This window comes from Thalassobacter sp. (assembly GCF_982993085.1).
Genome location: NZ_CEZFMW010000059.1, coordinates 1 through 22,052 on the forward strand (window position 1 = coordinate 1; position 22,052 = coordinate 22,052).

General features: G+C 56.5%; 25 protein-coding genes and 1 pseudogene. 17 read left to right on the plus strand and 9 right to left on the minus strand.

Annotation, left to right across the window (positions count from 1 at the left end; translation table 11 throughout):
- Window positions 1-340: 340 nt before the first annotated feature.
- Together AC4GMC_RS10555 and AC4GMC_RS10560 are read right to left on the minus strand one after the other, a co-directional pair.
- Window positions 341-883, minus strand: coding sequence for a type II toxin-antitoxin system VapC family toxin (locus AC4GMC_RS10555; RefSeq protein WP_487876928.1), 543 nt, complete (start codon window positions 881-883; stop codon window positions 341-343).
- Window positions 883-1,629 (minus strand): hypothetical protein, encoded by a 747-nt coding sequence (locus AC4GMC_RS10560; RefSeq protein WP_487876927.1) that lies wholly within the window; start codon window positions 1,627-1,629, stop codon window positions 883-885. The genes AC4GMC_RS10555 and AC4GMC_RS10560 overlap by 1 nt, the downstream gene beginning before the upstream one ends.
- A gap of 281 nt (window positions 1,630-1,910) precedes the next feature.
- Here AC4GMC_RS10560 and AC4GMC_RS10565 point away from each other — a divergent pair.
- Window positions 1,911-3,040 (plus strand): IS3 family transposase gene (locus tag AC4GMC_RS10565; protein WP_487876926.1). Its coding sequence is split into 2 segments (ribosomal slippage): window positions 1,911-2,151 and window positions 2,151-3,040, totalling 1,131 coding nucleotides; the frame shifts between segments, so codons are not numbered across the junction.
- 285 nt (window positions 3,041-3,325) lie between these two features.
- Window positions 3,326-4,585, plus strand: coding sequence for a tyrosine-type recombinase/integrase (locus AC4GMC_RS10570; protein ID WP_487876925.1), 1,260 nt, complete (start codon window positions 3,326-3,328; stop codon window positions 4,583-4,585).
- A gap of 14 nt (window positions 4,586-4,599) precedes the next feature.
- On the opposite strand, the gene AC4GMC_RS10575 is transcribed toward AC4GMC_RS10570, so the two are convergent.
- Window positions 4,600-5,196: a hypothetical protein gene (locus AC4GMC_RS10575; protein WP_487876924.1), complete on the minus strand. Its 597-nt coding sequence runs from the start codon at window positions 5,194-5,196 to the stop codon at window positions 4,600-4,602.
- Between the two features lie 226 nt (window positions 5,197-5,422).
- Between AC4GMC_RS10575 and AC4GMC_RS10580 the strand changes: the two genes are divergently transcribed.
- From AC4GMC_RS10580 to AC4GMC_RS10640, 13 genes are all read left to right on the plus strand, one after another.
- Entirely contained in the window at window positions 5,423-6,430 is a 1,008-nt protein-coding gene (locus AC4GMC_RS10580; RefSeq protein ID WP_487876923.1) for a helix-turn-helix transcriptional regulator, read from the plus strand.
- A 330-nt stretch (window positions 6,431-6,760) separates the two neighbouring features.
- Window positions 6,761-7,012 (plus strand): helix-turn-helix transcriptional regulator, encoded by a 252-nt coding sequence (locus AC4GMC_RS10585; RefSeq protein WP_487876922.1) that lies wholly within the window; start codon window positions 6,761-6,763, stop codon window positions 7,010-7,012.
- On the plus strand, window positions 7,009-7,272 hold the full coding sequence (locus AC4GMC_RS10590; protein WP_487876921.1) for a hypothetical protein: 264 nt from the start codon (window positions 7,009-7,011) through the stop codon (window positions 7,270-7,272). Before AC4GMC_RS10585 ends, AC4GMC_RS10590 begins: the two co-directional genes overlap by 4 nt.
- The gene (locus tag AC4GMC_RS10595; protein ID WP_487876920.1) at window positions 7,269-7,664 is read left to right on the plus strand and encodes a VRR-NUC domain-containing protein; all 396 of its coding nucleotides are present in this window, start codon (window positions 7,269-7,271) and stop codon (window positions 7,662-7,664) included. The genes AC4GMC_RS10590 and AC4GMC_RS10595 overlap by 4 nt, the downstream gene beginning before the upstream one ends.
- Window positions 7,661-8,761, plus strand: coding sequence for a helix-turn-helix domain-containing protein (locus AC4GMC_RS10600; protein ID WP_487876919.1), 1,101 nt, complete (start codon window positions 7,661-7,663; stop codon window positions 8,759-8,761). Before AC4GMC_RS10595 ends, AC4GMC_RS10600 begins: the two co-directional genes overlap by 4 nt.
- A gap of 62 nt (window positions 8,762-8,823) precedes the next feature.
- On the plus strand, window positions 8,824-9,444 hold the full coding sequence (locus AC4GMC_RS10605; protein WP_487876918.1) for a hypothetical protein: 621 nt from the start codon (window positions 8,824-8,826) through the stop codon (window positions 9,442-9,444).
- Window positions 9,445-9,582: 138 nt separating this feature from the next.
- The gene (gene mads1, locus AC4GMC_RS10610) at window positions 9,583-9,777 is read left to right on the plus strand and encodes a methylation-associated defense system helix-turn-helix domain-containing protein MAD1 (protein WP_058239057.1); all 195 of its coding nucleotides are present in this window, start codon (window positions 9,583-9,585) and stop codon (window positions 9,775-9,777) included.
- Complete coding sequence (locus tag AC4GMC_RS10615; protein ID WP_487876917.1) at window positions 9,774-11,318, plus strand: type I restriction-modification system subunit M; 1,545 nt, start codon at window positions 9,774-9,776, stop codon at window positions 11,316-11,318. The genes mads1 and AC4GMC_RS10615 overlap by 4 nt, the downstream gene beginning before the upstream one ends.
- Window positions 11,315-12,517 (plus strand): restriction endonuclease subunit S, encoded by a 1,203-nt coding sequence (locus AC4GMC_RS10620; protein ID WP_487876916.1) that lies wholly within the window; start codon window positions 11,315-11,317, stop codon window positions 12,515-12,517. Before AC4GMC_RS10615 ends, AC4GMC_RS10620 begins: the two co-directional genes overlap by 4 nt.
- Window positions 12,518-13,756 (plus strand): AAA family ATPase, encoded by a 1,239-nt coding sequence (locus tag AC4GMC_RS10625; protein WP_487876915.1) that lies wholly within the window; start codon window positions 12,518-12,520, stop codon window positions 13,754-13,756.
- On the plus strand, window positions 13,749-16,850 hold the full coding sequence (locus AC4GMC_RS10630) for a type I restriction endonuclease subunit R (protein WP_487879208.1): 3,102 nt from the start codon (window positions 13,749-13,751) through the stop codon (window positions 16,848-16,850). The genes AC4GMC_RS10625 and AC4GMC_RS10630 overlap by 8 nt, the downstream gene beginning before the upstream one ends.
- Before the next feature lie 408 nt (window positions 16,851-17,258).
- Entirely contained in the window at window positions 17,259-18,521 is a 1,263-nt protein-coding gene (locus AC4GMC_RS10635) for a site-specific DNA-methyltransferase (RefSeq protein ID WP_487878347.1), read from the plus strand.
- Window positions 18,521-18,733, plus strand: a complete 213-nt coding sequence (locus AC4GMC_RS10640; RefSeq protein ID WP_487878348.1) for a DUF7220 family protein — start codon at window positions 18,521-18,523, stop codon at window positions 18,731-18,733. Before AC4GMC_RS10635 ends, AC4GMC_RS10640 begins: the two co-directional genes overlap by 1 nt.
- 165 nt (window positions 18,734-18,898) lie before the next feature.
- Here the strand turns inward: AC4GMC_RS10640 and AC4GMC_RS10645 are convergent, their stop codons facing one another.
- The 6 genes from AC4GMC_RS10645 to AC4GMC_RS10670 form a co-directional block, all read right to left on the minus strand.
- The gene (locus AC4GMC_RS10645) at window positions 18,899-19,483 is read right to left on the minus strand and encodes a DUF3489 domain-containing protein (protein ID WP_487878349.1); all 585 of its coding nucleotides are present in this window, start codon (window positions 19,481-19,483) and stop codon (window positions 18,899-18,901) included.
- A gap of 37 nt (window positions 19,484-19,520) precedes the next feature.
- Window positions 19,521-19,922 carry a hypothetical protein gene (locus tag AC4GMC_RS10650; RefSeq protein WP_487878350.1) on the minus strand — a complete coding sequence of 134 codons (402 nt, stop codon included), beginning with the start codon at window positions 19,920-19,922 and terminating at the stop codon, window positions 19,521-19,523.
- A gap of 55 nt (window positions 19,923-19,977) precedes the next feature.
- Window positions 19,978-20,319: a hypothetical protein gene (locus AC4GMC_RS10655; RefSeq protein ID WP_487878351.1), complete on the minus strand. Its 342-nt coding sequence runs from the start codon at window positions 20,317-20,319 to the stop codon at window positions 19,978-19,980.
- 102 nt (window positions 20,320-20,421) lie between these two features.
- A complete protein-coding gene (locus AC4GMC_RS10660) occupies window positions 20,422-20,706 on the minus strand; it encodes a hypothetical protein (protein WP_487879209.1) in 285 nt (94 codons plus the stop codon).
- Window positions 20,707-20,717: 11 nt separating this feature from the next.
- A complete protein-coding gene (locus tag AC4GMC_RS10665; protein ID WP_487879210.1) occupies window positions 20,718-20,936 on the minus strand; it encodes a hypothetical protein in 219 nt (72 codons plus the stop codon).
- Window positions 20,937-20,944: 8 nt separating this feature from the next.
- A complete protein-coding gene (locus AC4GMC_RS10670) occupies window positions 20,945-21,127 on the minus strand; it encodes a hypothetical protein (RefSeq protein WP_487879211.1) in 183 nt (60 codons plus the stop codon).
- Window positions 21,128-21,248: 121 nt separating this feature from the next.
- On the opposite strand from AC4GMC_RS10670, the gene AC4GMC_RS10675 reads away from it, so the two are divergent.
- Together AC4GMC_RS10675 and AC4GMC_RS10680 are read left to right on the plus strand one after the other, a co-directional pair.
- Window positions 21,249-21,803 carry a hypothetical protein gene (locus AC4GMC_RS10675; RefSeq protein ID WP_487879212.1) on the plus strand — a complete coding sequence of 185 codons (555 nt, stop codon included), beginning with the start codon at window positions 21,249-21,251 and terminating at the stop codon, window positions 21,801-21,803.
- A pseudogene (locus AC4GMC_RS10680) lies at window positions 21,751-22,052 on the plus strand (phage terminase large subunit family protein); the annotation flags it as partial. The gene AC4GMC_RS10675 and the pseudogene AC4GMC_RS10680, both read left to right, overlap by 53 nt.

Below are 22,052 nucleotides of genomic sequence, written 5' to 3' on the forward strand. Positions count from 1 at the left end.
ATTTATTTTTGGTTGCGGGAGTAGGATTTGAACCTACGACCTTCAGGTTATGAGCTAAAGCTGTTTGATTTCAATAACTTAATTAAATCATACACTTAGCCAGCAACCCTTTGAAACCACGAAGGTATTTACCGTGTTTCGTCGATTTTCAACGCCTTAACGCGGATGGCAATGTAGCCAAAACTGTAGCCGCGGGTTGACCAGGCGTTGACCAATAGGCCGCTTGGATAAGGTGTTCGTAATCACGAAGGGCGGGGAACTGTCGTTCGCTGCGATAGGCCTTAGCGACGTCAGTTGAGCAGGAGCGGACTGTTCAGTTGGGTGGCAGCCGCCAAACAGCCTAATCTTGGGTATCGAAGTCCAGGGATTGCTGCGGGTCTTCGGGGGGCAGATCGAGCTCGACCGTGCGATACGCTTTCAAACCTGCACGTTTCGCGTACCTGTGTACGTCTTCATCGTCCGAGTAAACCGTGTGTGCACCTTCCGCTTTGGCGATAGCCACAATTTGCCTGTCGAACTTGATCTTGGTTTTCGTCGCGTCAGGATTTGCCGCATCAACTCGATGACCGCCCCTTCTGATTGCATCACTCATGGCCAGGGCAGCTTCAATGGCTGCCTTCTGGTCGAAAGGCGCGATCCTGAAAGCTGCCTGACCGTTGAGCGTGTCAAGATAAGGCTGCAAGGCATCACCGGCATGCACTAAGACTTCGCTCAGGACCGGTGTGGGAATTACGATCTTTTCCTTGTCGGCTGTGAGGTTTCCGATCAGGTACTCGATCCGCTCAGCTGCTTTTTCGACGGACTCGCCTGTGGCCGGATCGCTCGGCGCTTTTGCGTTAGGATCAAGGACAAGCAGCAGGACCGCGCTATCGAAAACAACCATTAGTGTAAACCGTTGCCCTTCTCGCGAAGCGCTTTCAGGGCACTAATGGGATCGTCCATGTTCTTCCACTCGCTGCCTTCGATGTTGCGCATTTTGTCGATGGCGTCTTTGAGATCATCAGGCGCGAGAACGCTGTAGCTGTCAACGCGGAACTTTTTGAGAATCCAGTTTCCTTCCTGATCGCGCAACCACCGGCCGGCACCGAAAATTCGGACGGGCTCGTACATATGCTTAGCGAGACGGCGTGCGGTCTCACGGTTGGTGTCGATCCCCGTGTATTTGATACACCCATTTTGCAACTGAAGGTGCACGGTTTGATCCGCACCGCTGACACTTATCAGGATGCCGTCGAGCGAGCCCTCCTGATTAAAAGGGCCGTAGGTCGTCGGCTTGGGCCTCTTTACACCTGGGAACGCGATAATCTCGGCGCTCTCGTTTTCGTCTTCGTAGACAAAGCCTGTCGCGTTGTCCTCGGCAAGCAGGCGGTCGATCTCGACTTGGGCCTTGCTGGCCTCAGGACTTCCCTCCCCACTTTTTACCTTTGCGAGATGGGCTGCAACCTTCGGCACATCTTCATGATCAATAATTGTGACGAGCTGAGTGCTGCCTGGCTTGAGCGTTTGGAAATGCACGGCAGTTTCGTGACCGAGTATGGCGGCGAGATTTTGCATGTACTGAGCCAGCCGAGCCATAGGGATGGTCTCGGGCGTGTAGGCTTTGATGTAAAGCGTGTAGCTCTTGCTCATGGTCAACCTCGGCGCGGCCCGTACGTTGTGCCGATTATCAATCATAGCACTTAGATTCGGTAAATGGCAATAAAATTCAATAAACACATGCACTTAATAAAGGTCTTTGGTTTTCAGAATCTTAGACTGCAAGTAGGCATGAAACACATACTTGGCGCTTCCTTTGTTCCTCTGGGTTCGTCTCGAGCCCCTACCGCCATCGTGCCGACAGCTCGCTCTGGTCTTGCCCCGTTTTAGTTCCGGCCTCTTTCGAGCAATGTTTGCTATGAAGGAGATATGGAATGGCAAAGAAGTACACAGACGAGTTTCGCCGTGATGCGGTGCGGATGGCCACGACCAGTGGATTAACGCGGCCGCAACTTTCATCAGATTTGGGTGTGGGGCTTTCGACGCTGAACAAGTGGGTTCAGCGACATCAGCACGATGATTTAATGTCTGGGCCGCATGAGGATGTTGAGAAGGAAAATACCCGCCTTCGCAAAGAAGTCCGGCTACTGCGTGAGGAGAGGGAAGTGCTAAAAACGGCGGCGATCTTCTTTGCAGGCCAAAGCCGGTGAGGTTCGCCTTCATCGACGCGTGGAAAGAAGTTTGGTCTGTGGAGTTTCTTTGCGGGATCATGCAGGTCACCTCTCGTGGGTTTCGTGCTTGGCGGGACCGCCCAATAAGCCAACGCCAGCGGGACGATATGGTGCTTCTGGCCCACATCCGTGAACAACATCGCCTGAGCTTGCAAAGCTATGGGCGCCCACGGATGACTGAAGAACTGCAGGAGCTAGGGCTGAACGTCGGGCACGGGCGTGTGGGCCGTTTGATGCGCGAGAACGGCATCAAGGTCATCAGGACACAGAAATACAAGGCCACAACCGATAGCGACCATACGTTCAACATCGCGCCCAATCTGTTGGATCAAGACTTCACTACGGATGGGCCGAACCAGAAATGGGCTGGAGACATCAGCTACATCTGGACCAGCGAAGGCTGGCTATATCTGGCTGTCATCCTCGATCTCTATTCTCGTCGCGTCATCGGCTGGGCTGTCAGCAACCGCATGAAGCGGGACCTAGCGATCCGGGCGCTGGACATGGCTGTGGCGCTACGGCAACCGCCCGAAGGCTGCATTCACCATACGGATCGTGGGTCGCAATACTGTTCCAACGAATATCAGCGACGGCTGTCAAAGCATGGTTTCAAGGTCTCGATGAGCGGTAAGGGGAATTGTTACGACAATTCGATGGTTGAGACGTTCTTCAAATCTATCAAGGCCGAGCTGATTTGGCGCAACCGCTGGGACACACGCCGCCAGGCAGAAGGCGCGATATTCCAGTATATCAACGGCTTCTACAATCCGCGTCGCCGCCACTCGTCGCTAGGCGGCAAAAGCCCCTTGGCATTTGAGCGAAAGGCCGCATAAATGAGTTGAGAGACCGGAACGCAAGCGTGACAAAACCACTCCGAGGTTGGACGGTAACTCTTGACCCATTCGAGAACACGATCGGCTAGGACCGGCCAATCAATGCCTGACACCCGAACGGCAGCTGAGCGCCGGTTGCGCGCACCTATTCCCTTGTGAAAGGGCAGGGAATTCACAAGTCACTCAATTCCACCTTCCGCCTATTTTCCGCCCCCTGCCACGTGCTCTGACTTGATAGCAGCGCAGATCTACGCCTGTGTCAGGTCAGGAAAGGAGGCAGATTGGATGGCAAACCGACTGAAACTGAACGAAAAAATCCTGCGCGATGCGGAGCCACAGGAAGGCAACAGCTACCAGATCTTCGATACGGATATCCGTGGGCTGGCAGCAAAGGTACAACCGTCCGGCAACCGCGCCTTTACGCTGGACTACCGCTTCGCCGGACGGCAGCGCAGACTGACGATCGGGCGTTGGCCGGAGTGGAGCGTGACGGCGGCCCGCGAACGGGCCCGCGAGCTGCGCCGCATGATCGATGAGGGCGAAGATCCACTGGCGGCGAAGGAGGAGCTGCGCGAGGCCCCGCGCGTGAGCGACATGATCGACCGCTACATAAGGGAACACCTGCCCAAGCTATCCCCGACCAACGCCGGCGATCAGATCTCCATGCTGCGGAAAATGGTCGAACCCGCATGGGGGAACCGGCTGGTGACGGACATCACCAAATCGGATGTGGCCAAGTTTCTCGATTTCGTGGCCGAGGGTCGTCCGCGGCCCTGCAAGCAGAAGCCCAACAATCGGGCCCGGAAACTTCAGGGCCACAAGCCCACCCCGATCCGCGCGAACCGAATGGGGGAAGTGCTGCGCAAGATGTTCACACTGGCCATGGAATGGGAATGGCGGTCTGACAATCCAGCGCAAAGGTTCCACCGGCGCATCGAACACGCCCGGGAGCGTTTCCTGTCGCCGGAGGAACTGGCCCGCCTTGCGGCAGTACTGGACAAAGCCGAGGATCAGCGCGCCGCTTCGATCATCCGGATGTGCATGCTGACTGGCGCGCGTGTCGGAGAGGTCCGTCAGGCACGCTTCGAACAGTTCAACCTCGACTACGCCATCTGGTCGAAGCCGGCATCGACGACGAAACAGCGCAAGATCCACCGCGTCCCGATTTCGCAGGACGTGGTGGCGATTGTTCGGCAGCGGCAGCTGGTCGTCCCACGAGGCAATCCTTGGCTCTTCCCCGGTGACGCCGTGGGCAAGCCTGTGCGCGAAATCCGACGTTTCTGGCTAATGGTCCAGCGAGAAGCCGATCTACCCGACGTCCGTATCCATGACCTGCGCCATACCTTCGCCTCGCTGCTGGTCAGTGGCGGTGCCTCACTCGAGATCATCGGACGCCTGCTAGGCCACAGCCAGATGCAGACCACTCAGCGCTATGCCCACTTGATGGAGTCACCCCTGCGTGCAGGCGTGGACAGCGTGGCCAGCATCTTCCGACCACGGCCACAGCTAGTGCACGATGCCGATCAGGACCAGCGCTCAGCGTGATTTGGCGCTGGGCGCTATTTCCGGCCCCGAAGGATCCGCCAAATCATCAGGATCCGTTTACGGATCGTGCTGTCCTCGGGGACTTTGCCCGACTTCGAGTTGCGGACAAACCATTCCTGCACCTCGCCCACGAGGGCCGCCTGGCTTTCTGGAACCCCGTAATCGTTGATCCGTTTGAAAAGCCATGCATACATCGCGTCCCAGTCATAGCGCGGCGTTGCACCTGCGGAATGCGCACTGCGGCGCAGGAGATCGCGCTCATCCTCATAACGCTGCACGTCTTGCCCGGGGACGAGAAGATCGTTGCTGCGGATCAAAATGCCTTCGGCCGGATCGGTGATGTAGATCCAGTCGCCCCCCTCATAGGGCGCGATGCGCCGCAGCGTGGCTGTCTCTTCGCTCGGGCCGATGCGGCGAAACATGGGCAACACATCGGCGATGTTGACCTGGACCAGGCCTCCTATGCGCTGCAGGCCGCAGTCGACGGGTGAAATGCCCGTGACCACCCTCAGCTGCCCGAGGATTGCTGCGTCCACAACTCTGTGCACGCCGTGATCCCAGCGGATAGACAGCTCCATAATCGAATAAAACGCACTTGGTGTCGCAGTCATTGATCCTTTCCTCCATGTTCCCGTGACCTCATCGGCGCGCACGTCTCGGCCCACCGCTCCCTTGCGCAGGTTACGCGCCAAGGTCCGCGCGCCGCGGGGAGACACGCGTGGGTGGATTGCGAGAACGATGTGCGTGGGGATCGTGAGAATCGCCCATGCCGCCACCAACAGCTTGCGAAAGCTGGAGAAAAATGCACTCAATAGGGTGTAAAATTCTGGCACCTAAATGAAATATGTTCCCTTTTCCAAAACCCACGAGCTGCTGCGTCTTGCAGACATGGCTGCCGCGCGCGAGGACGGCGTCAGCTTAGAGGAGATCAAACAAACCTTTGGCGTCACGCATCGAAGCGCCCAGCGCATGACACAGGCCCTCGCACAGACTTTTCCGAGCGTTGTTGTGTCTGGCGGCAAGAGGGGCGAACAGAAGCGATGGTCTCTCGCCGGGGACGAGCGCCTTCTGCATCTCAAAGGCATACGGGACGATGAGCTCTCTGCGCTGGATATGAGTATTCGCCGAGCGGAGCGGGAAGGGGCAATAACCGAAGCCCGCGCGCTGGCCGCCCTGCGTGATCGCTTGGTTGTCCTACATTCCACAAGCGAGGTCGTGCGGGCAGAGGCGGATGCCGAGGCCACTTTGCAGGCGCGTGGCCACGCCTGTCGGCCGGGGCCCAGCACGGCCTATGATCCCGCAATCCTCGAGATAATAGATCTTGCCTTGAAGGGGCCGTTCAGACTGGAGATCACATATCTGGCAGAATTAGACGACGTGCCACGCCTGCGCACTGTCGAGCCCTATGGAGTGCTCTTCGGGACCCGTTGTTACCTGGCATGTCGTGATCTGGCCGCTGATGAACGCATCCGAAACTTCCGCGTAGATCGGATTTTGCACGCGCGCCGGCTGAACGACAGCTTTGAGCGCAAACCAGGGTTTGATCTCAAACAACACGTGGCCCGCGCTTTCGAATCCTTTCACTCCGAAACCGAGTTCGGGACAGTGATCTGGCGCTTCAGTAGCAGGGCAGCCCGGGCAGCACGCAATTACGTGTTTCATCCCAACCAGACCATCGAGGACGATGATGATGGTGGGCTGATCGTCAGCTTTGAGGCTGCTGGCTGGCTGGAAATGGCCTGGCATCTCTACAAGTGGGGCGACACGGTCGAAGTGATCGCCCCTGAACAGTTACGCCGCATGGTGGACGGCCATCGCCGCGATGATTTCCCATCTCTGCCGTGATAGCATGGCCAACCATCAGGTGGAAAAGATGTGCAGCCGTTTCCAGAGACAGCCGCCCCTGACTGCCCGGTGAAATCCGCAAACATCCGTTCGCTTTGGCTCTCCGCAGCCGCAGCCCTGAACAAAACGCCGGAATTTGCCGTGGAAAATTCCGGAAATCAGGGCGCAAGCCGCTCTGACTTCGCCAGCAGCCCGCAAAACCAACAGCAAAATAAGGGGTGGAATGTGGATTGGCCTTCAATTCCACCTTCCGCCTCGTTTCCGCCCATCAACCTCTGCTTCGATTCTCCCAGCCCGACCTAACAGGGCTTGAAACATAGGAGATCAGGAATGTCGGAGACGATGACGCTCGACCACGAGACTGCGCCGCTCAATCTGCTTGCGGACTGGATTACCCGGGATCTGCTGGCCCAAGAGTTGATGATCACGACGGATACCCTGTCGCGCTGGGAAGCGCGGCGCGAGGGACCGCCCTGCATGCGGGTCGGCCGGAAAGTTTTCTATCGCAGGTCCAGCGTAGAACAATGGCTGCTGAGCCGAGAGCAAAGTCAGCCTGTACGCCAGCGGAAGGGACGTCGATGAGCATCCCCCTTCCCTTCCGCAAGCCCAGCGCCCGAGACCGTGTCCGCCAGGAGTGGATTGAAGAGCGCCGCCGCGAGGCGCGCATGGTGGTCGCCGATATGGTGCACCATTCTGACTACCTGTTGCGCCTCGCCTGCAATGTATTGGTCCAGCATGGCGAAACACCCGAGGAGCGCGAGGACGCACGTATCCTGCTTGTCGTCCTCGACGCCAAAACGCCGGGGCGGCTGCCCGCGCCAGATCGGGAGGGCCGCTCATGAAACGACGCGGCACACCCGAAGCAGATCTGCAGCGCGCTGTCGTGACCACGCTGCGTTTTGCCCTCCCCAAGGGCGCCATCATCCATCACTGCGCCAACGAGGTAACCGAAGCCGGCCCGCGGGGCGCCAAACGGCAAGCGATCCTCGTTGGCATGGGTGTCCACCCCGGATTTGCCGACCTGGTCATCCTATGTGACGGTCGCGTGCTGTTCCTCGAGCTAAAATCCCTCAAGGGGCGCCTGAGCCCTGCGCAGGAGGAATTCCGCAACGCGGTGCTGGCCCAAGGCTTTGGCTGGACACTGGTGCGCTCGCTTGATGATGCGCTGGGCGCCTTGGCAGACCACGGGTTCACGACGCGTGTTGCCTCCCCAACCGGGAGGGGCGCGCCATGAGCCATGCCGCCACCAATTGGGCCATCCAGCAGCGCGGGCTGAAGCCTGCGACCAAGATCGTGCTCTGGCATCTGTGCGATCGGTTCAATCCGGACTTCGGTTGTTTCCCGACACAAGAGCGGCTTGCCCATGATTGTGAGATCGGGCGCGCGACGTTGAACCGGCATCTCGATGAGCTGGAGGCCCGCCGGTTGATTAAGCGCGTGCGCATCGTCGACACCAAGACCGGCCAGCAACGGCCCACGCGGTATCTGCTCGGGTTCGAGTTCGACGATGGAGGTGATGCAGGTGCGTCACGACCATCCGGTGATGGGAAAGCCGCTCCGAGTGTGAGTGACACAGCGCCGCTCTGCCCCCCTGAGGACGCTTCATCCGCATCGCAAAACACCGCAAAAACGCCGTGTCTTAGTTTGGGACACGGGCCACACGCTGAAACCTCCTATGGCGACAAGGGTAAAACACCGTCAGGCCCTGCCACCCCGTGTCCCAAAACAGGACAGGGAGAAGAGAGGCGGCCCGTGTCTCATTTTGGGCAAAACTCGTGTCTCAAAAATGGCGATTCCCGTGTCTCAAAATGGGACACTAACCTTGTAAGGGAACCTTTAAGTAAACCAGTAAAGGAGGAGGACGCGCGAGCGCGCGAAACCGCTTTTGATGTTTTTTTTGGAAAGCTGCTCGCGGCGCTGGGCTTCGATCCTGACGGGACGCTTCCTGGCTGGTGGCAGGGCTGGCCACCGCGTGAGCATGTCCAGCGCTGGATTGATGATCTCAGGCTGAGCGAGACCGAAATCCTCGAGGCGGCTGAGGCGTCTCGGCAGGAGCATCCCGCGCCTCCCGACGGGCCCAAGGCGCTGGATCGGATCATGCAGCGCTGTGCCCAGCGCAAGGCGGATGTAAAATCCAGAGGTCGGCGCAAGGCGCAGAAGCCAGCGAAACCGAAACACCAACCGATCGCTGATATGCCCGCATTCTACGCCGATTGGGTGAACTCGGAGAAATACCTCCCCTCCAGTGCAATCAGCAACAGCATGCGCGACCGGATGCTCGCCCGCGGCCTGGTCACACCACAGCAACTTCGTGAGCGAGGCGTCCAATGAAACACGATCGCAATTTGCATAGCGCGTCACGGCAAGCTGGTCATGGACGCCCGAAGCGCATCATGACAGTGCAGCAGGCGCTGGAATGGGCCTTCCGTACCGAATGCGCACAGCTGGATCTGCCCGAACCGCCTGATCCGGAGCGTGGCCAGGGATTTGGCTTCGGTCTCGAATACGTGCTTATGCAACGCGCCGCGCTGGGCTGCAAGATCGATGGCGGTCGCTACAAGCTGGGCGATTACACCCACGAGGATGCCGAGGTCATTGCTGCGACTGTTTCTGGAATGCCAGATAGCTTAGGGGGCAAGCGCATGGCCATCCGGGTGGCAGAGCTTGCACGCGCTGGGCTCACACCGGACTGGATGCCGGGAGCCGTGCCGCGCTGTGTACCCGTGGAAATGAAGCGCAATCGGCATGGGGATCATGCAACGACTGTGGTGGTTGGGACCGAGAGGGTGCTATCGCGAGGGAAGTGGCGCACCGTGGAAGTCAGGGCATGCCCCGTTACTTACTCGCCCTATCCAGAGCAGATTGAGGGGGCGAGGCGGGCCTATACGGATTGGCGGCGAGCGCTGGCCTGGGTGCGGGATGGGTTGGCGGATGGGGGCATGCTACGGGAGGTAGAAATAATGACGACTATGCCGAGGGTGAAGCCATGGAATGCTCCGCAGACGACGAACTGAACAATCGAACCTACGTTCATTGTGAGCATACATCCAACAGACCACATACATTTAGAAAGAAAAGCAAGAACGATCCTTGCCCGTTCAATTAATACTCCCTAGTTTCAACCCATATTCCTCAGAGAGGACATTTTCGAAATGCCCAACGAAGACATTTTGACCGTCAAAGAGCTCGCTGAGTATCTCAAGATAGCTGAGAAAACGGCATATCGGTTTGCATCTGAGGGCAAGGTTCCCGGGTTCAAGGTGGGAAGCGCATGGCGGTTTCGGAAAAGCGAGATCGACCGCTGGATTGCCGAGCAGGAACAAAAACAAGAAGGGGAGCAAAAATGACAGGTCAGCAACAAGCTGAGGCTTTGCGCCGGGAAATCTGGCAAATCGCAAATAGAGTGCGAGGCGCGGTTGATGGCTGGGACTTCAAGCACTTTGTGCTGGGCGCGTTGTTCTACCGCTTCATCAGCGAGAACTTCACCAACTACATCGAAGGTGGTGACGATAGCATCAACTATGCAGGCATGGCCGACGCAGACATCCCCGATGAAGCAAAAGTCGATGCGATCAAGACTAAAGGGTACTTTATCTATCCCAGCCAGCTTTTTCAAAATGTGGCCAAAACCGCGAGCAAGAACGACAGCCTGAACACCGACTTGGCGGAAGTATTTTCGGCGATCGAAGCTTCAGCGAGTGGCTATCCATCCGAAGATGATATCATTGGCCTCTTTGCTGATTTCGACACCACCAGCAACCGCCTTGGCAACACGGTTAAGCAAAAGAACGGACGTTTGGCGGAAGTCCTCAAGGGCGTAGAAAGCGTGACGTTGAACTTCGACGAGAACGAAGGCGATTTGTTTGGTGACGCCTATGAGTTCCTGATCTCAAACTATGCCGCCAACGCGGGCAAATCAGGTGGCGAGTTCTTCACGCCAACTCATGTGTCCAAGCTGATCGCGAAGCTGGCTTTGCACAAGCAGGCTACCGTCAACAAGATCTATGATCCGGCGGCGGGGTCTGGGTCGCTGCTTCTGCAGGCTAAGGATGAGTTCGACAAACACATCATCGAAGACGGCTTCTTCGGGCAGGAGATCAACTACACCACCTACAACCTCGCCCGCATGAACATGTTCCTGCACAATATCAACTACGACAAGTTCAACATCCAGCACGGCAACACGTTGATGGAGCCGCACTTTGGCGATGACAAGCCTTTTGATGCCATCGTGTCAAACCCGCCTTATTCGGTGAACTGGAAGGGTTCGGACGATCCAACCCTGATCAATGATGAGCGTTTCGCCCCCGCAGGTGTACTGGCCCCGAAGTCGAAGGCGGATTTTGCCTTTGTCCTTCATGCGCTGCATTATCTGTCAGCCAAGGGGCGTGCCGCGATCGTTTGCTTCCCAGGTATCTTCTACCGTGGCGGGGCAGAGCAGAAGATCCGCAAGTATCTGGTCGACAACAACTTCGTTGAAACGGTGATTGCCCTCGCGCCGAACCTGTTTTTTGGCACGACCATCGCGGTGAACATTCTGGTGCTGGCCAAGAACAAGACGGACACAGCCGTTCAGTTCATCGATGCGACGGGGGAGGAGTTTTTCCGCAAAGGCACGAACAACAACTTCATGGAGGACCGGCACATTGCCGAGATCATGAAGATGTTCGACCGCAAGGAAAACGTGGCCCACGTGGCCGAAACGGTCCCCTATGACACGATTGTCGAGAAAGACTACAACCTGTCGGTCAGCGCCTATGTGGAGCCTAAGGATACTCGCGACGTCGTGGACATTACCAAGTTGAATGCCGATCTGGAAACCACTGTCGCCAAGATCGACCAACTACGCGCAGACATTGACGCCATCGTTGCGGAGATCGAGGCATGAGGTACCGGGGCTTTCTGGAAAAGCTGCTGAACGGGGCTTCGGTAGAATGGAAGCCGTTGCGCAGTGTAGCCGACATTCTTAATGGCTATGCATTCAAAAGCACAAAATACTCTGAGAGCGGTATCCGAGTGGTTCGAATTTCCGATGTGCAGAAAGGGCAAATGTCCCAAAAAGACCTGAAGTTCTACCCATCCGCCGCAAAATCCGAAATTGAACGCTATATGCTGTTCGCAGGTGACTTGGTGATGTCTTTGACTGGCAATTGCGGCAGGGTAGCAATGTTATCCGATGGCGATTTGCCTGCTGCTTTGAACCAGCGGGTAGCATGTTTGAGAGCTGACACAACAGTTGTGCTGACACGCTATCTTTTCCATTATTTTGACCAAGTTTCATTTGAGCAAGAGGCTATGGGCAGCGCAACTGGTGGCGGTCAGAAGAATATGAGCACCAATTGGCTGGGCCAATACCCCGTCCCCATCCCATGCCCAGAAGACCCAGAAAAATCGCTGGCGATGCAAGCGGAGATTGTGCGGATTCTGGATAGCTTCACCGAGCTGACAGCCGAGCTGACAGCCGAGCTTAAGGCCCGCAAGCAGCAATACAATCACTATCGCCACCAACTTCTGAGTTTCGATGAGGGTGACGTGGAATGGATGGCGTTGGGTGAGCTAACAAAGATCAAGACAGGGCAATCTGTAAATAAGAACCTGATTGCTGCCAATCCTGGCGAATACCCGGTGATCAACAGTGGTCGAGAACCGCTCGGTTTCATCAATGATTGGAACACTGAGGGCGACCCAATTGGCATTACAAGCCGGGGTGCTGGTGTCGGCTCAGTCACTTGGCGAGAAGGTAAATATTTTCGCGGCAACCTGAATTACGCAGTCACCATTTTGGACGCTGATGATTTAGACGTTCGCTACCTCTATCATCTGCTCGAACTACTGCAGCCCGAGATAAAGTCACTTTGTACATTTGACGGGATACCTGCACTGAACGCTGTTAACTTGAAAAAGCTCAGAATACCCGTGCCGTCAAAAGAAGTGCAAATACACAAGGCGGCGATCCTTGACAAGTTCGACACACTGACCACATCGCTCAGCGAGGGCCTGCCGCGTGAGATCAAGTTGCGTCAGCAGCAATACGAATACTACCGCGAACTGCTCTTGAGCTTCCCTAAGCCTGAGGAGGCCGCGTAAATGGGCCAGAGCCTCGAAGAGCTCGCAAAGCAGCTGCGGGATGCCAACAAAAAGGTGCAGTTAATCTATGCCTTCAATGGCACCGGCAAAACCCGCCTGTCCCGCGCCATGAAGGAGCTGATCGCCCCGAAACCCGAAGAGGGTGAGGAAGGCGCGCGCTCACGCAAAAAAATCCTGTACTACAACGCCTTCACTGAAGACCTGTTTTATTGGGACAATGACCTTGAGTCTGACACGATACAAAGGCTGAGGATCCAACCGAACAGCTTTACGAACTGGATTTTGGTGGACCAGGGGAAGGGAGTGGACATCGTCAACAACTTTCAGAAATACGCAACAGACAGGGTCACCCCAGCATTCAACGCGGTTTATCAGGTAACTGACAAAGACGGCAAAAAGATTGACGTGCCAGCAAACTCAGAAGTTACTTTCCGAGTTAATGCGACGAACCTTGTCACAGAAGGTGTAGAGCCGATTGTCGACGAGGACGGCAAGCCGATTGTCACCGAACAGTATGACGTTGTGAAAGTCTCCAAGGGCGAAGAGAGCAATTTCGTCTGGAGCATCTTCTTCACCTTGCTCGAAGAAGTGGTCTCGGTGCTGAACATTGCCGAGGTCGGTGATCGACCAACAAATCAGTTCAATGAGCTGCAGTACGTTTTTGTTGATGACCCAGTCAGCTCACTTGACGAAAACCACTTGATCGAATTGGCGGTGAACCTGGCGGACCTGATCAAGGCTGCCCCGCAGCAACTGCAATTCGTGATCACCACCCATAACCCTCTATTTTACAACGTTTTGCACAACGAACTTGACCTAAGAACGAAGGGTAAGAAAGAAGGGTGCTATCTGCTCGAGCGGATGGAAGATGGGACCTTCAATCTGAACGTCAAATACGGCGATGCGAACAAGAGTTTCTCCTATCATTTGCATTTGAAGAAGGTGTTGGAGGAGGCGATCGCTGGCAACGCTGTCGAACGATACCATTTTACGCTGCTTCGAAACCTCTATGAGAAAACAGCTGGATTTCTGGGCTATGACCGGTGGAGCGATTTGCTCGACACGGTGGAAGGCAGCAAAGATGCCTATGTGCGAGCAATCAACACTTTCACACATTCGGCGCTTTCGAATGCGCAGATCAGGGATCCTTCCCCTGCTGAAAAAAACACCGTGAAGCTCCTACTCGAAAATTTGGTGAATAATTACGCTTATTGGCAACAGGATCAAAAAAATGGGTGAGCAGACGAAAACCATCGCAGAAACGAAGAATTTCATCGTCCTGGACAAGTATAGCAAGAAGTGGGACGCAGCAGATCGCTACCAGAGCGAAGATGATCTGGAACGCGAATTGGTGCAGGATCTGGTCAATCAGGGCTATGAGTTCCTGCCTGCTCTCACGACCCCAGATGCCATGCTTGCCAATGTCCGGGTGCAGCTGGAACAGCTGAACAACGTCACGTTTTCAGATGATGAATGGAAGCGTTTTGTCGAGACCTACCTGGACAAGCCAAGCGACAACATCGTCGACAAAACCCGCAAAATCCACGACGACTACATCCACGATTTCGTCTTTGATGACGGGCGCATCCAGAACATTTACCTCTTCGACAAGAAGAACATGGCCCGAAATAAGCTGCAGGTTATCAAGCAGTTCGAGCAGGCCGGTACGCACGCCAATCGCTATGACGTGACGATCCTGGTCAACGGGTTGCCATTGGTGCAGATCGAGCTGAAGAAGCGCGGCGTGGCGATCCGGGAGGCCTTCAACCAGATTCACCGGTACAGCAAGGAAAGCTTCAACAGCGAGCATTCTTTGTTCAAGTTCCTGCAGCTCTTCGTGATTTCGAATGGCACCGACACCCGGTATTTCGCCAACACGACCAAGCGCAACAAGAACAGCTTTGACTTCACCATGAACTGGGCGAAGTCTGACAATAGCTTGATCAAGGATCTCAAGGACTTCACCGCGACCTTCCTTCAGAAGCGCACGCTGCTGAACGTTCTGTTACAGTATTCGGTTTTTGATACTAGCAACACTCTGTTGATCATGCGCCCATACCAGATTGCTGCGACTGAACGCATTTTGTGGAAGGTCAAAAGCTCATATGAATCCAAAAACTGGAGCAATCCAGAAAGCGGAGGTTTCATCTGGCACACCACAGGCTCCGGCAAAACGCTGACGAGCTTCAAGGCAGCACGGTTGGCAACCGAGCTGGACTTCATCGACAAAGTATTCTTCGTCGTCGATCGAAAAGACCTCGACTACCAGACCATGAAAGAATACCAGAAGTTTTCCCCTGATAGTGTTAATGGATCCGAAAGCACGGCTGGGTTGAAGGTCAACTTGGGCAAAGATGATAATAAAATTATCGTCACAACAATCCAAAAGCTGAACAACCTGATGAAGTCAGAGGGAGGTCTGCCGGTATATGACCAGCAGGTAGTGTTCATTTTCGATGAATGCCATCGCAGCCAGTTTGGCGAAGCACAGAAGAATCTGAAGAAAAAGTTCAAACAATTTTACCAATTTGGCTTCACCGGAACGCCGATCTTTCCTGAGAATGCGCTAGGTGCTGAAACGACAGCAGGAGTATTTGGACGCGAGCTGCACTCTTATGTGATCACCGATGCCATTCGCGACGAAAAGGTGCTAAAGTTTAAGGTCGACTACAATGATGTGCGTCCGAAATTCAAAGCCATCGAAAGTGAGCAAGACGACACAAAGCTCAGCGCAGCTGAAAACAAGCAAGCCCTCCTTCATCCAGAACGTATTCGGGAAATATCCCAGTATATTCTCACCAACTACCGTCAAAAAACTCACCGGATGCAAATGGGAAACGGTGGCTTCAATGCCATGTTCGCTGTCAGTAGCGTGGACGCAGCGAAGCTCTACTATGAAACCTTAAACGACCTACAGGCGGACAGTGAAAAGCAGCTTAAGATCGCCACCATCTTCTCATTTGCGGCCAACGAACAGCAAGATGCAATCGGCGACATCCAGGACGAAAGCTTCGATGTGTCCGCAATGAATAGTAGTGCCAAGGAGTTTTTGAGCGGCGCCGTCAAAGATTATAATTCTTTTTTCAAAACGAATTTCAGTGTCGATAGCAGAGGCTTTCAAAACTACTACCGCGATCTTGCCAACCGGGTTCGTTCTAAGGAAATCGACTTGCTTATTGTTGTCGGCATGTTCCTTACAGGTTTTGACGCGCCTACGCTCAACACCTTGTTTGTCGACAAAAATCTTCGCTTCCATGGCTTGATGCAAGCGTTCTCAAGGACCAATCGAATCTACGATGCGACCAAAACGTTCGGCAATATCGTAGCGTTTAGGGACCTTGAGCAAGCGACCGTTGATGCGATCACGCTGTTCGGTGACAAGAACACAAAGAACGTCGTGCTTGAAAAGAGCTACGACGAGTACATGAATGGCTTCGTTGATCAGGAAACCGGCGCGGCGCGACGCGGGTTCATTGATGTTGTGAAGGAGCTGACCGAGCGCTTTCCAAAGCCGGATGAGATTGTAAAAGAAGCAGATAAAAAAGAGTTCGCAAAGCTCTTTGGTGAGTATCTGAGAGTTGAGAATGTGCTCAGGAACTACGACGAGTTTTCTGCATTGAAAGCCTATCAGGGGCTCGATTTAACAAATCCCGCTGCCGTTGAGGAGTTCAAGCAAAAGCACTATTTGAGCGACGAGGATCTACACGACCTGGAAGCGGTAGAACTGCCTTCAGACCGAGCGGTTCAAGACTATAGATCGACATACAATGACATTCGCGATTGGCTGCGTCGGGAAAAGTCTTCGGCTGAGCAAGAACAGACCAATATCGAGTGGGATGATGTCGTTTTCGAAGTGGATCTTCTAAAATCGCAAGAGATTAACCTCGACTACATCCTCGAGCTCATCTTTGAGAAAAACAAAAAGGTAAAGAGCAAAGGGGATCTGATTGAGGATGCTCGCCGCGTCATTCGCGGCAGCCTTGGAAATCGTGCCAAAGAGAGCCTAATTGTGGACTTTATCAACCAGACTGATCTTGATCAGATTGATGATAAGGCAGGTGTGATCGATGCCTTTTTCTCTTTTGCTCGGGAGGAGCAACTCAAAGAGTTAGACGAGCTTATCAAGTCGGAAGATCTAAATTCCGATGCGGCAAGGCGCTATATTTCTGCTTCCATAAAACGCGAATTTGCAAGTGAAAACGGTGCTGACCTCAATGCCATACTCCCCAAGATGAGCCCACTAAATCCTCAGTTTCGGACCAAGAAGATGACCGTCTTCGAAAAAATTTCAGCGTTCGTAGACAAATTTAAGGGTGTGGGTGGGGAGCTATAATATTCCTCCCCCTCCCATGGTTCCTCCCCGGGCCTTTGCGTATACGGGGGGGCTTAGCGCGCAAGTTTTCTAGCGACTTGGATTTTCACCGGGGAATCCACCTAGAAGCCAGTTGCGCTGGCGTAGCCGAGATTTTGACTCATTTTCAACGACTTGCGCACTGACCGCCTACGGCAGGGTGGATTCCGACTGGAATCCAAGGAATCCACCCATCGGAATCCAGAGACCGCGGAAGCCACTCCCGGCAGCCACCTTCGTCAAGGCGACCCGAAGCCTTTGATTCAAAGTCACAAAATGGATTGACATTTCTAGCCCCCTTGACGTACCAAAGAACCATCGAAGATTTGCGCCCGGAGGATCCCCCTCGCGGGCGTTTTCATTTTCCCCCATCATCCCGAGCACCTCCCCATGGACCTCGTCTTCGCGCCGAGCCAGATCGAGAGTTGGCCTCTCGACCGGCTGCGCCCCTATGCCCGCAATGCCAAGATGCATGGCGACGACCAGGTCGCGAAGATCGCGGCCAGCATGGCCAAGTTCGGCTGGACGGTACCCTGCATGGTAGCCGACGATGGCGAGCTGATCGCAGGCCATGGCCGAGTGCTGGCTGCGACGATGCTGGGACTGACCGAGGTGCCGGTGATCCGGCTCGGCCATCTCGACGAGGCCGAACGCCGAGCCTATCGGATCGCCGACAACAAGCTGACCGAGCTTGGCGAATGGGACGAGGCGATGCTGCGTGATGAGATCGCAGGGCTATTGGCGGAAGACTTCGACCTCGATCTCCTGGGCTTTTCGGATGAGGATCTGGATGCCCTTCTGCAGGATCCAGAGGCGGTAAGCGACGATGGGGCCGTTGAGGGTGAGGATGATATCCCAGAGCCGCCGGTTAACCCTGTGTCGGTTGCAGGCGACCTTTGGCAACTTGGATCACATCGGCTGATCTGCGGCGACAGCACCTCGGCCGACGTGGTCGGGCGGCTGCTGGGTGATGTGCGGCCCCTCCTCATGGTCACTGACCCGCCCTATGGCGTGGAATACGATCCGTCCTGGCGCAACCAGGCGGGGGCCGCCAAGACGAAGCGCACCGGCAAGGTGCTGAACGACGACCGCGCAGATTGGCGCGAGGCCTGGTCCCTCTTCCCCGGCGATGTCGCCTATATCTGGCACGGTGCGCTGCATGCTGCGACCGTGGCCGACAGTCTGATCGCCGCGGGTTTCGCCATTCGCTCGCAGATCATCTGGGCCAAAGACCGGCTGGTGCTCAGCCGCGGAGATTATCACTGGCAGCATGAACCCTGCTGGTATGCCGTGCGCGTAAAAGGCAAAGGGCACTGGGCGGGCGATCGCAAGCAGACCACGCTCTGGCAGATCGCCAACCGCGATCAAGATGCCGACACCGTACATGGCACGCAGAAGCCGGTCGAATGCATGCGGCGGCCGATCTTGAACAACTCGAGTCCCGGCCAGGCGGTCTATGAACCCTTCATGGGATCGGGTACCACACTGATCGCGGCCGAGACGACCGGCCGCGTCTGCCTCGGAATCGAGTTGAACCCGACCTATGTCGATGTCGCCATCGAGCGCTGGCAATCTTTCACGGGCCAGGAGGCTGTTCTGGTGGATAGCGGCGAGACGTTCTCGGCGCTGAAATCCCAGAGGCTGGCGGCGTGATGCAGTCGCGCCGCCTCTCCTTGATCGAGGCCATCACCAATGTCCTGGTGGTATACGCGCTGGCGGTAGCCACGCAATTGGTGGTGTTTCCGTGGTTCGACTTGAACCCGAGCCTTGGCGAAAACCTGGCGCTGGGCTTGTTCTTTACCGCGATCTCGTTGATCCGCGGCTACGCGCTGCGCAGACTGTTCACACGGTTCGAGCGCAAATGAAAAAGGACCAGCCGAAGCTGGTCCTGAGTTGAGGCAGATTTGCAGCGAGCAGGTCCGCAAATCGAGAAGGTCAACAGGCGGTTAACCTGAGAAGCCTTGTCTGCCATAGAGTTTCGATTCGCAAGGACGGATCAACATATAGACAAGAATTGAAGGCAACCCCCCTCATATTGATCCGCGGATGTGATAAATCCGCCCGCGCTGCGCGTCTGAGCTCGTGGCGACATCGAAGCCGAGCTTCTTCTTCAACCCGCCCGAGATCATGCCTCTGGCGGAATGCGGCGCCCAACCCGTTGCCTCGACGATTTCGCCGATGGACGCCCCCTCGGGCCGCTGCAAGAGCGCGATGATCTGCGCCTGCTTGGTGCCGGCACGGATAGCCACCGGCTTCGACGTGTCGACATCGGGTGATATTTCGGCGGGCTCCCTTGCCGCCGAGGCCAGCTCCAGCTTCGACTTGCGCAGATTGCTCATGGTCGTCGCGACGACGGGCTCGATGCCGATCGCGGCAAGGCCAGCTTCGGTCGCGACCAGCGTGATACCGTGACCATCGCCGGTCTCGCGCCAGAGCGGATCGCCACGACGCAGATTGGCCTCGACCTCTTCGAGCCAGCCGCGTTCGATCATCTTGGCCACCGCCATCTTCGCGGCAGCACCGGCCAGCCCTTCAAGCAGCGGCATGGCGAGATTGTCGGGGCGCGTGGCCGCGCGGCTGAGAATGATGGACTGTGTATCGGTGAGTTTGGGCATCTTGGCCTCCTGTCGTGATGGGGATGTCGGGGATGGGTCAGTCGCTCTCGGCCATCGCGGCCTCGACGGCGAAGTGCTGCACCCAGCCCGTCATGTAAGGCAGCCCTGCGGGGATACCCTCGGAGCGTTCTGTAGCACGATCGATGCGCCAGCCCTGCCAGCGGCGGATCACGGAGTCGATGGCAGCCTCGAGCCCGATATTGCAGCCCGTTATGTTGTCGACGACATCATCGGCGACGTGGCGGCCCATGCGACTGTCGAGAAAGTCGCGAATGCCGATCATCTCGTCCTCGCTGCTGGCGCCTATGGCCTCGGCGATCAGGCGCGAGGCGAGGTTCCAGACCTCCGCGCTGCGACGGTCGCGCTCAGGGCAGACGGTCAGGGTGTGGAAGAAGCCGTAATCCTCGTTGCGACTGGGAAGGCAGGGATGCGTGGTCATGGTCGGAATCCTCGTGATGGGGGCTGGCGGAGCGCTGAGCCCCGCCGGTTGGGTTTCAAGCGGCGCTGCGAGCTTCGAGCGTCGCGATGTGGCTCCGCAGCGTTGCGGCCTCTTCGCGCGCAGCGTCGGCCCAGAAGGCGGCGCGGGCGTTGCAGGCGCGAGCAAGGCGCTCGGCATCCTCACGGGTGAAGCGGTTGACCTTATGTGCGCGCCCATGACCCGTGCAGGTGGCGAGATGCTTGCCGCCTTCAGGCGTCAGCGTGAAGGTCAGGGGTCCGAAGTCGTCAATGACGATCCAGCTGTGCGAGGCGATCATGGCGCAGGCGCTGGGCGCGAGGCGTGCTTCGATCTCTTCAGCGGCGGCGCGGAAGTTGGCGATCAGGGTGGAGGTGGTCATGGCGTGGGCCTTTCAGGTGAGTTGCATCGTTTTGGTGCAATCACAATCGCTCTGACGAGCCGATTAACGTAGCAAAATCAGAGCAATAACCTTGCTATATGATCACTCGGCAGAGGCCGTCGCATCGACCCACACCCCATCTTGCCAGACATAGAGATAAGATAGCTCGCAGGTCGGGCGCGGCAGGATGCGAGGCACTCGGGGCGGGTCGAAGCAGTCGAGTTCATCGGCGCGGACTTGCCGGATTTCGCGAGCGGCGAGGATGTCCTCGGGCGTCCACGCCGCCAACGCCGGCAGCATGTGCTCGGGGTAACCATCAAAGTGCGTATAGATGTGGGCCCATTTTTCGGGACCGATCTGGATGGCGATTTGTGCACGCGTGCTCATCCTGCCCTCCTTCAAATGAGTTGCAGGCTGGCCAGCAGGGCGCTGGCAGCGGCAAGCTGGGTGGTCGGAAGTTCGATCTTGATGTGGGAGATCACATCGGAGGCTTCGGCTGAGATGCCACCATCGCGCAGGGCAGCCTCGATGGCCTCTGCAACATCATCGGGCCGCGAGCGGTCAAACTGGTTGGGTAAGGTGTCGTGGTCGATGCGGAGGGTACTGATCGCGTTCATGGCAATGCTCACTTCTGCTGTTCAATCAGCGCGAGGAGGACCGCCGCCATGCCGCCCAGATATTCGCTGCGGCGGAACACGATCTCGTCGATGTGGCAGGCGTTGTCGATCGCGGGGTCAACCAGGAGATCGTCTGACATGTGCGGCATCAGGCGTTTGGCTTCGGCGTTGTAGCGGGTGGCAAGGGTCATCTGTGTTTCTCCAATCAGGCAATTTGCTTGATAAGAGAATCGCTCTTAGCCGAAGTGTAATCAACTCAAATAGACAGTTTTTTCTGTTTATTTTCAATATTTTGAGGTCAATCCAATCGCCATGGAAGGACTATCCGAACGCGCCTATGCCGAGCATGCTGGAATCTCCCGCGGGGCTGTTCAGAAGGCCCGAAAGACCGGTCGGCTGGTGCTTTTTGCAGACGGGTCTATCAACGCGGTGGCCTCGGATGCGCGGCGTGGGGCTGCCACCGATCCGGATCAACAGATGCGCTCACGTAGTGGGTTTGGTGCAGCTGGTGACGGTCCGGCAGTCTCCGGCCCCGGCGACAGCACGTCCTACATTAAGGCCCGGACGGCGCTAACCGTCTATCAGGCTCAGGAGCGTCAGCTCTCGATCCAAAAGAAAAAGGGCGTGTTGGTGGATCGCGCGCGGGCCGAGACTCTGGTGTTTCGTCTGGCCCGCCAAGAGCGGGATCTTTGGGTCACCTGGCCCACACGCGTGGCGGCGCTCATGGCCGCACACTTGTCCGCAGACATGGAGAAGGCATCCGGCAAGGCGGTGACGATCGAGACTGCAATCTTGCAGAGGGTGTTGGAAACCCATGTCCGAGAGCAGCTCGACGCCCTCGCAGACCTCAGGGTCTCGCTTGCATGATAGAGAAGGAAAAGATGACCACGATCTGACCACCGGCCTCGATCTCGGGTTTGACGGCGCCCAGGACGTCCTGCGTGCCTGGCGCCGGGGCATGCGGCCTGATGCAGACCTCACTGTGTCGGAATGGGCGGACAAGCATCGTTGGCTGTCGTCGCGGGCGGCAGCAGAACCCGGTCGGTATCGCACGGCTCGCGCGCCATATCTGCGCGCCATTATGGATGCGCTGTCGCCAAACCACCCAGCACAGCG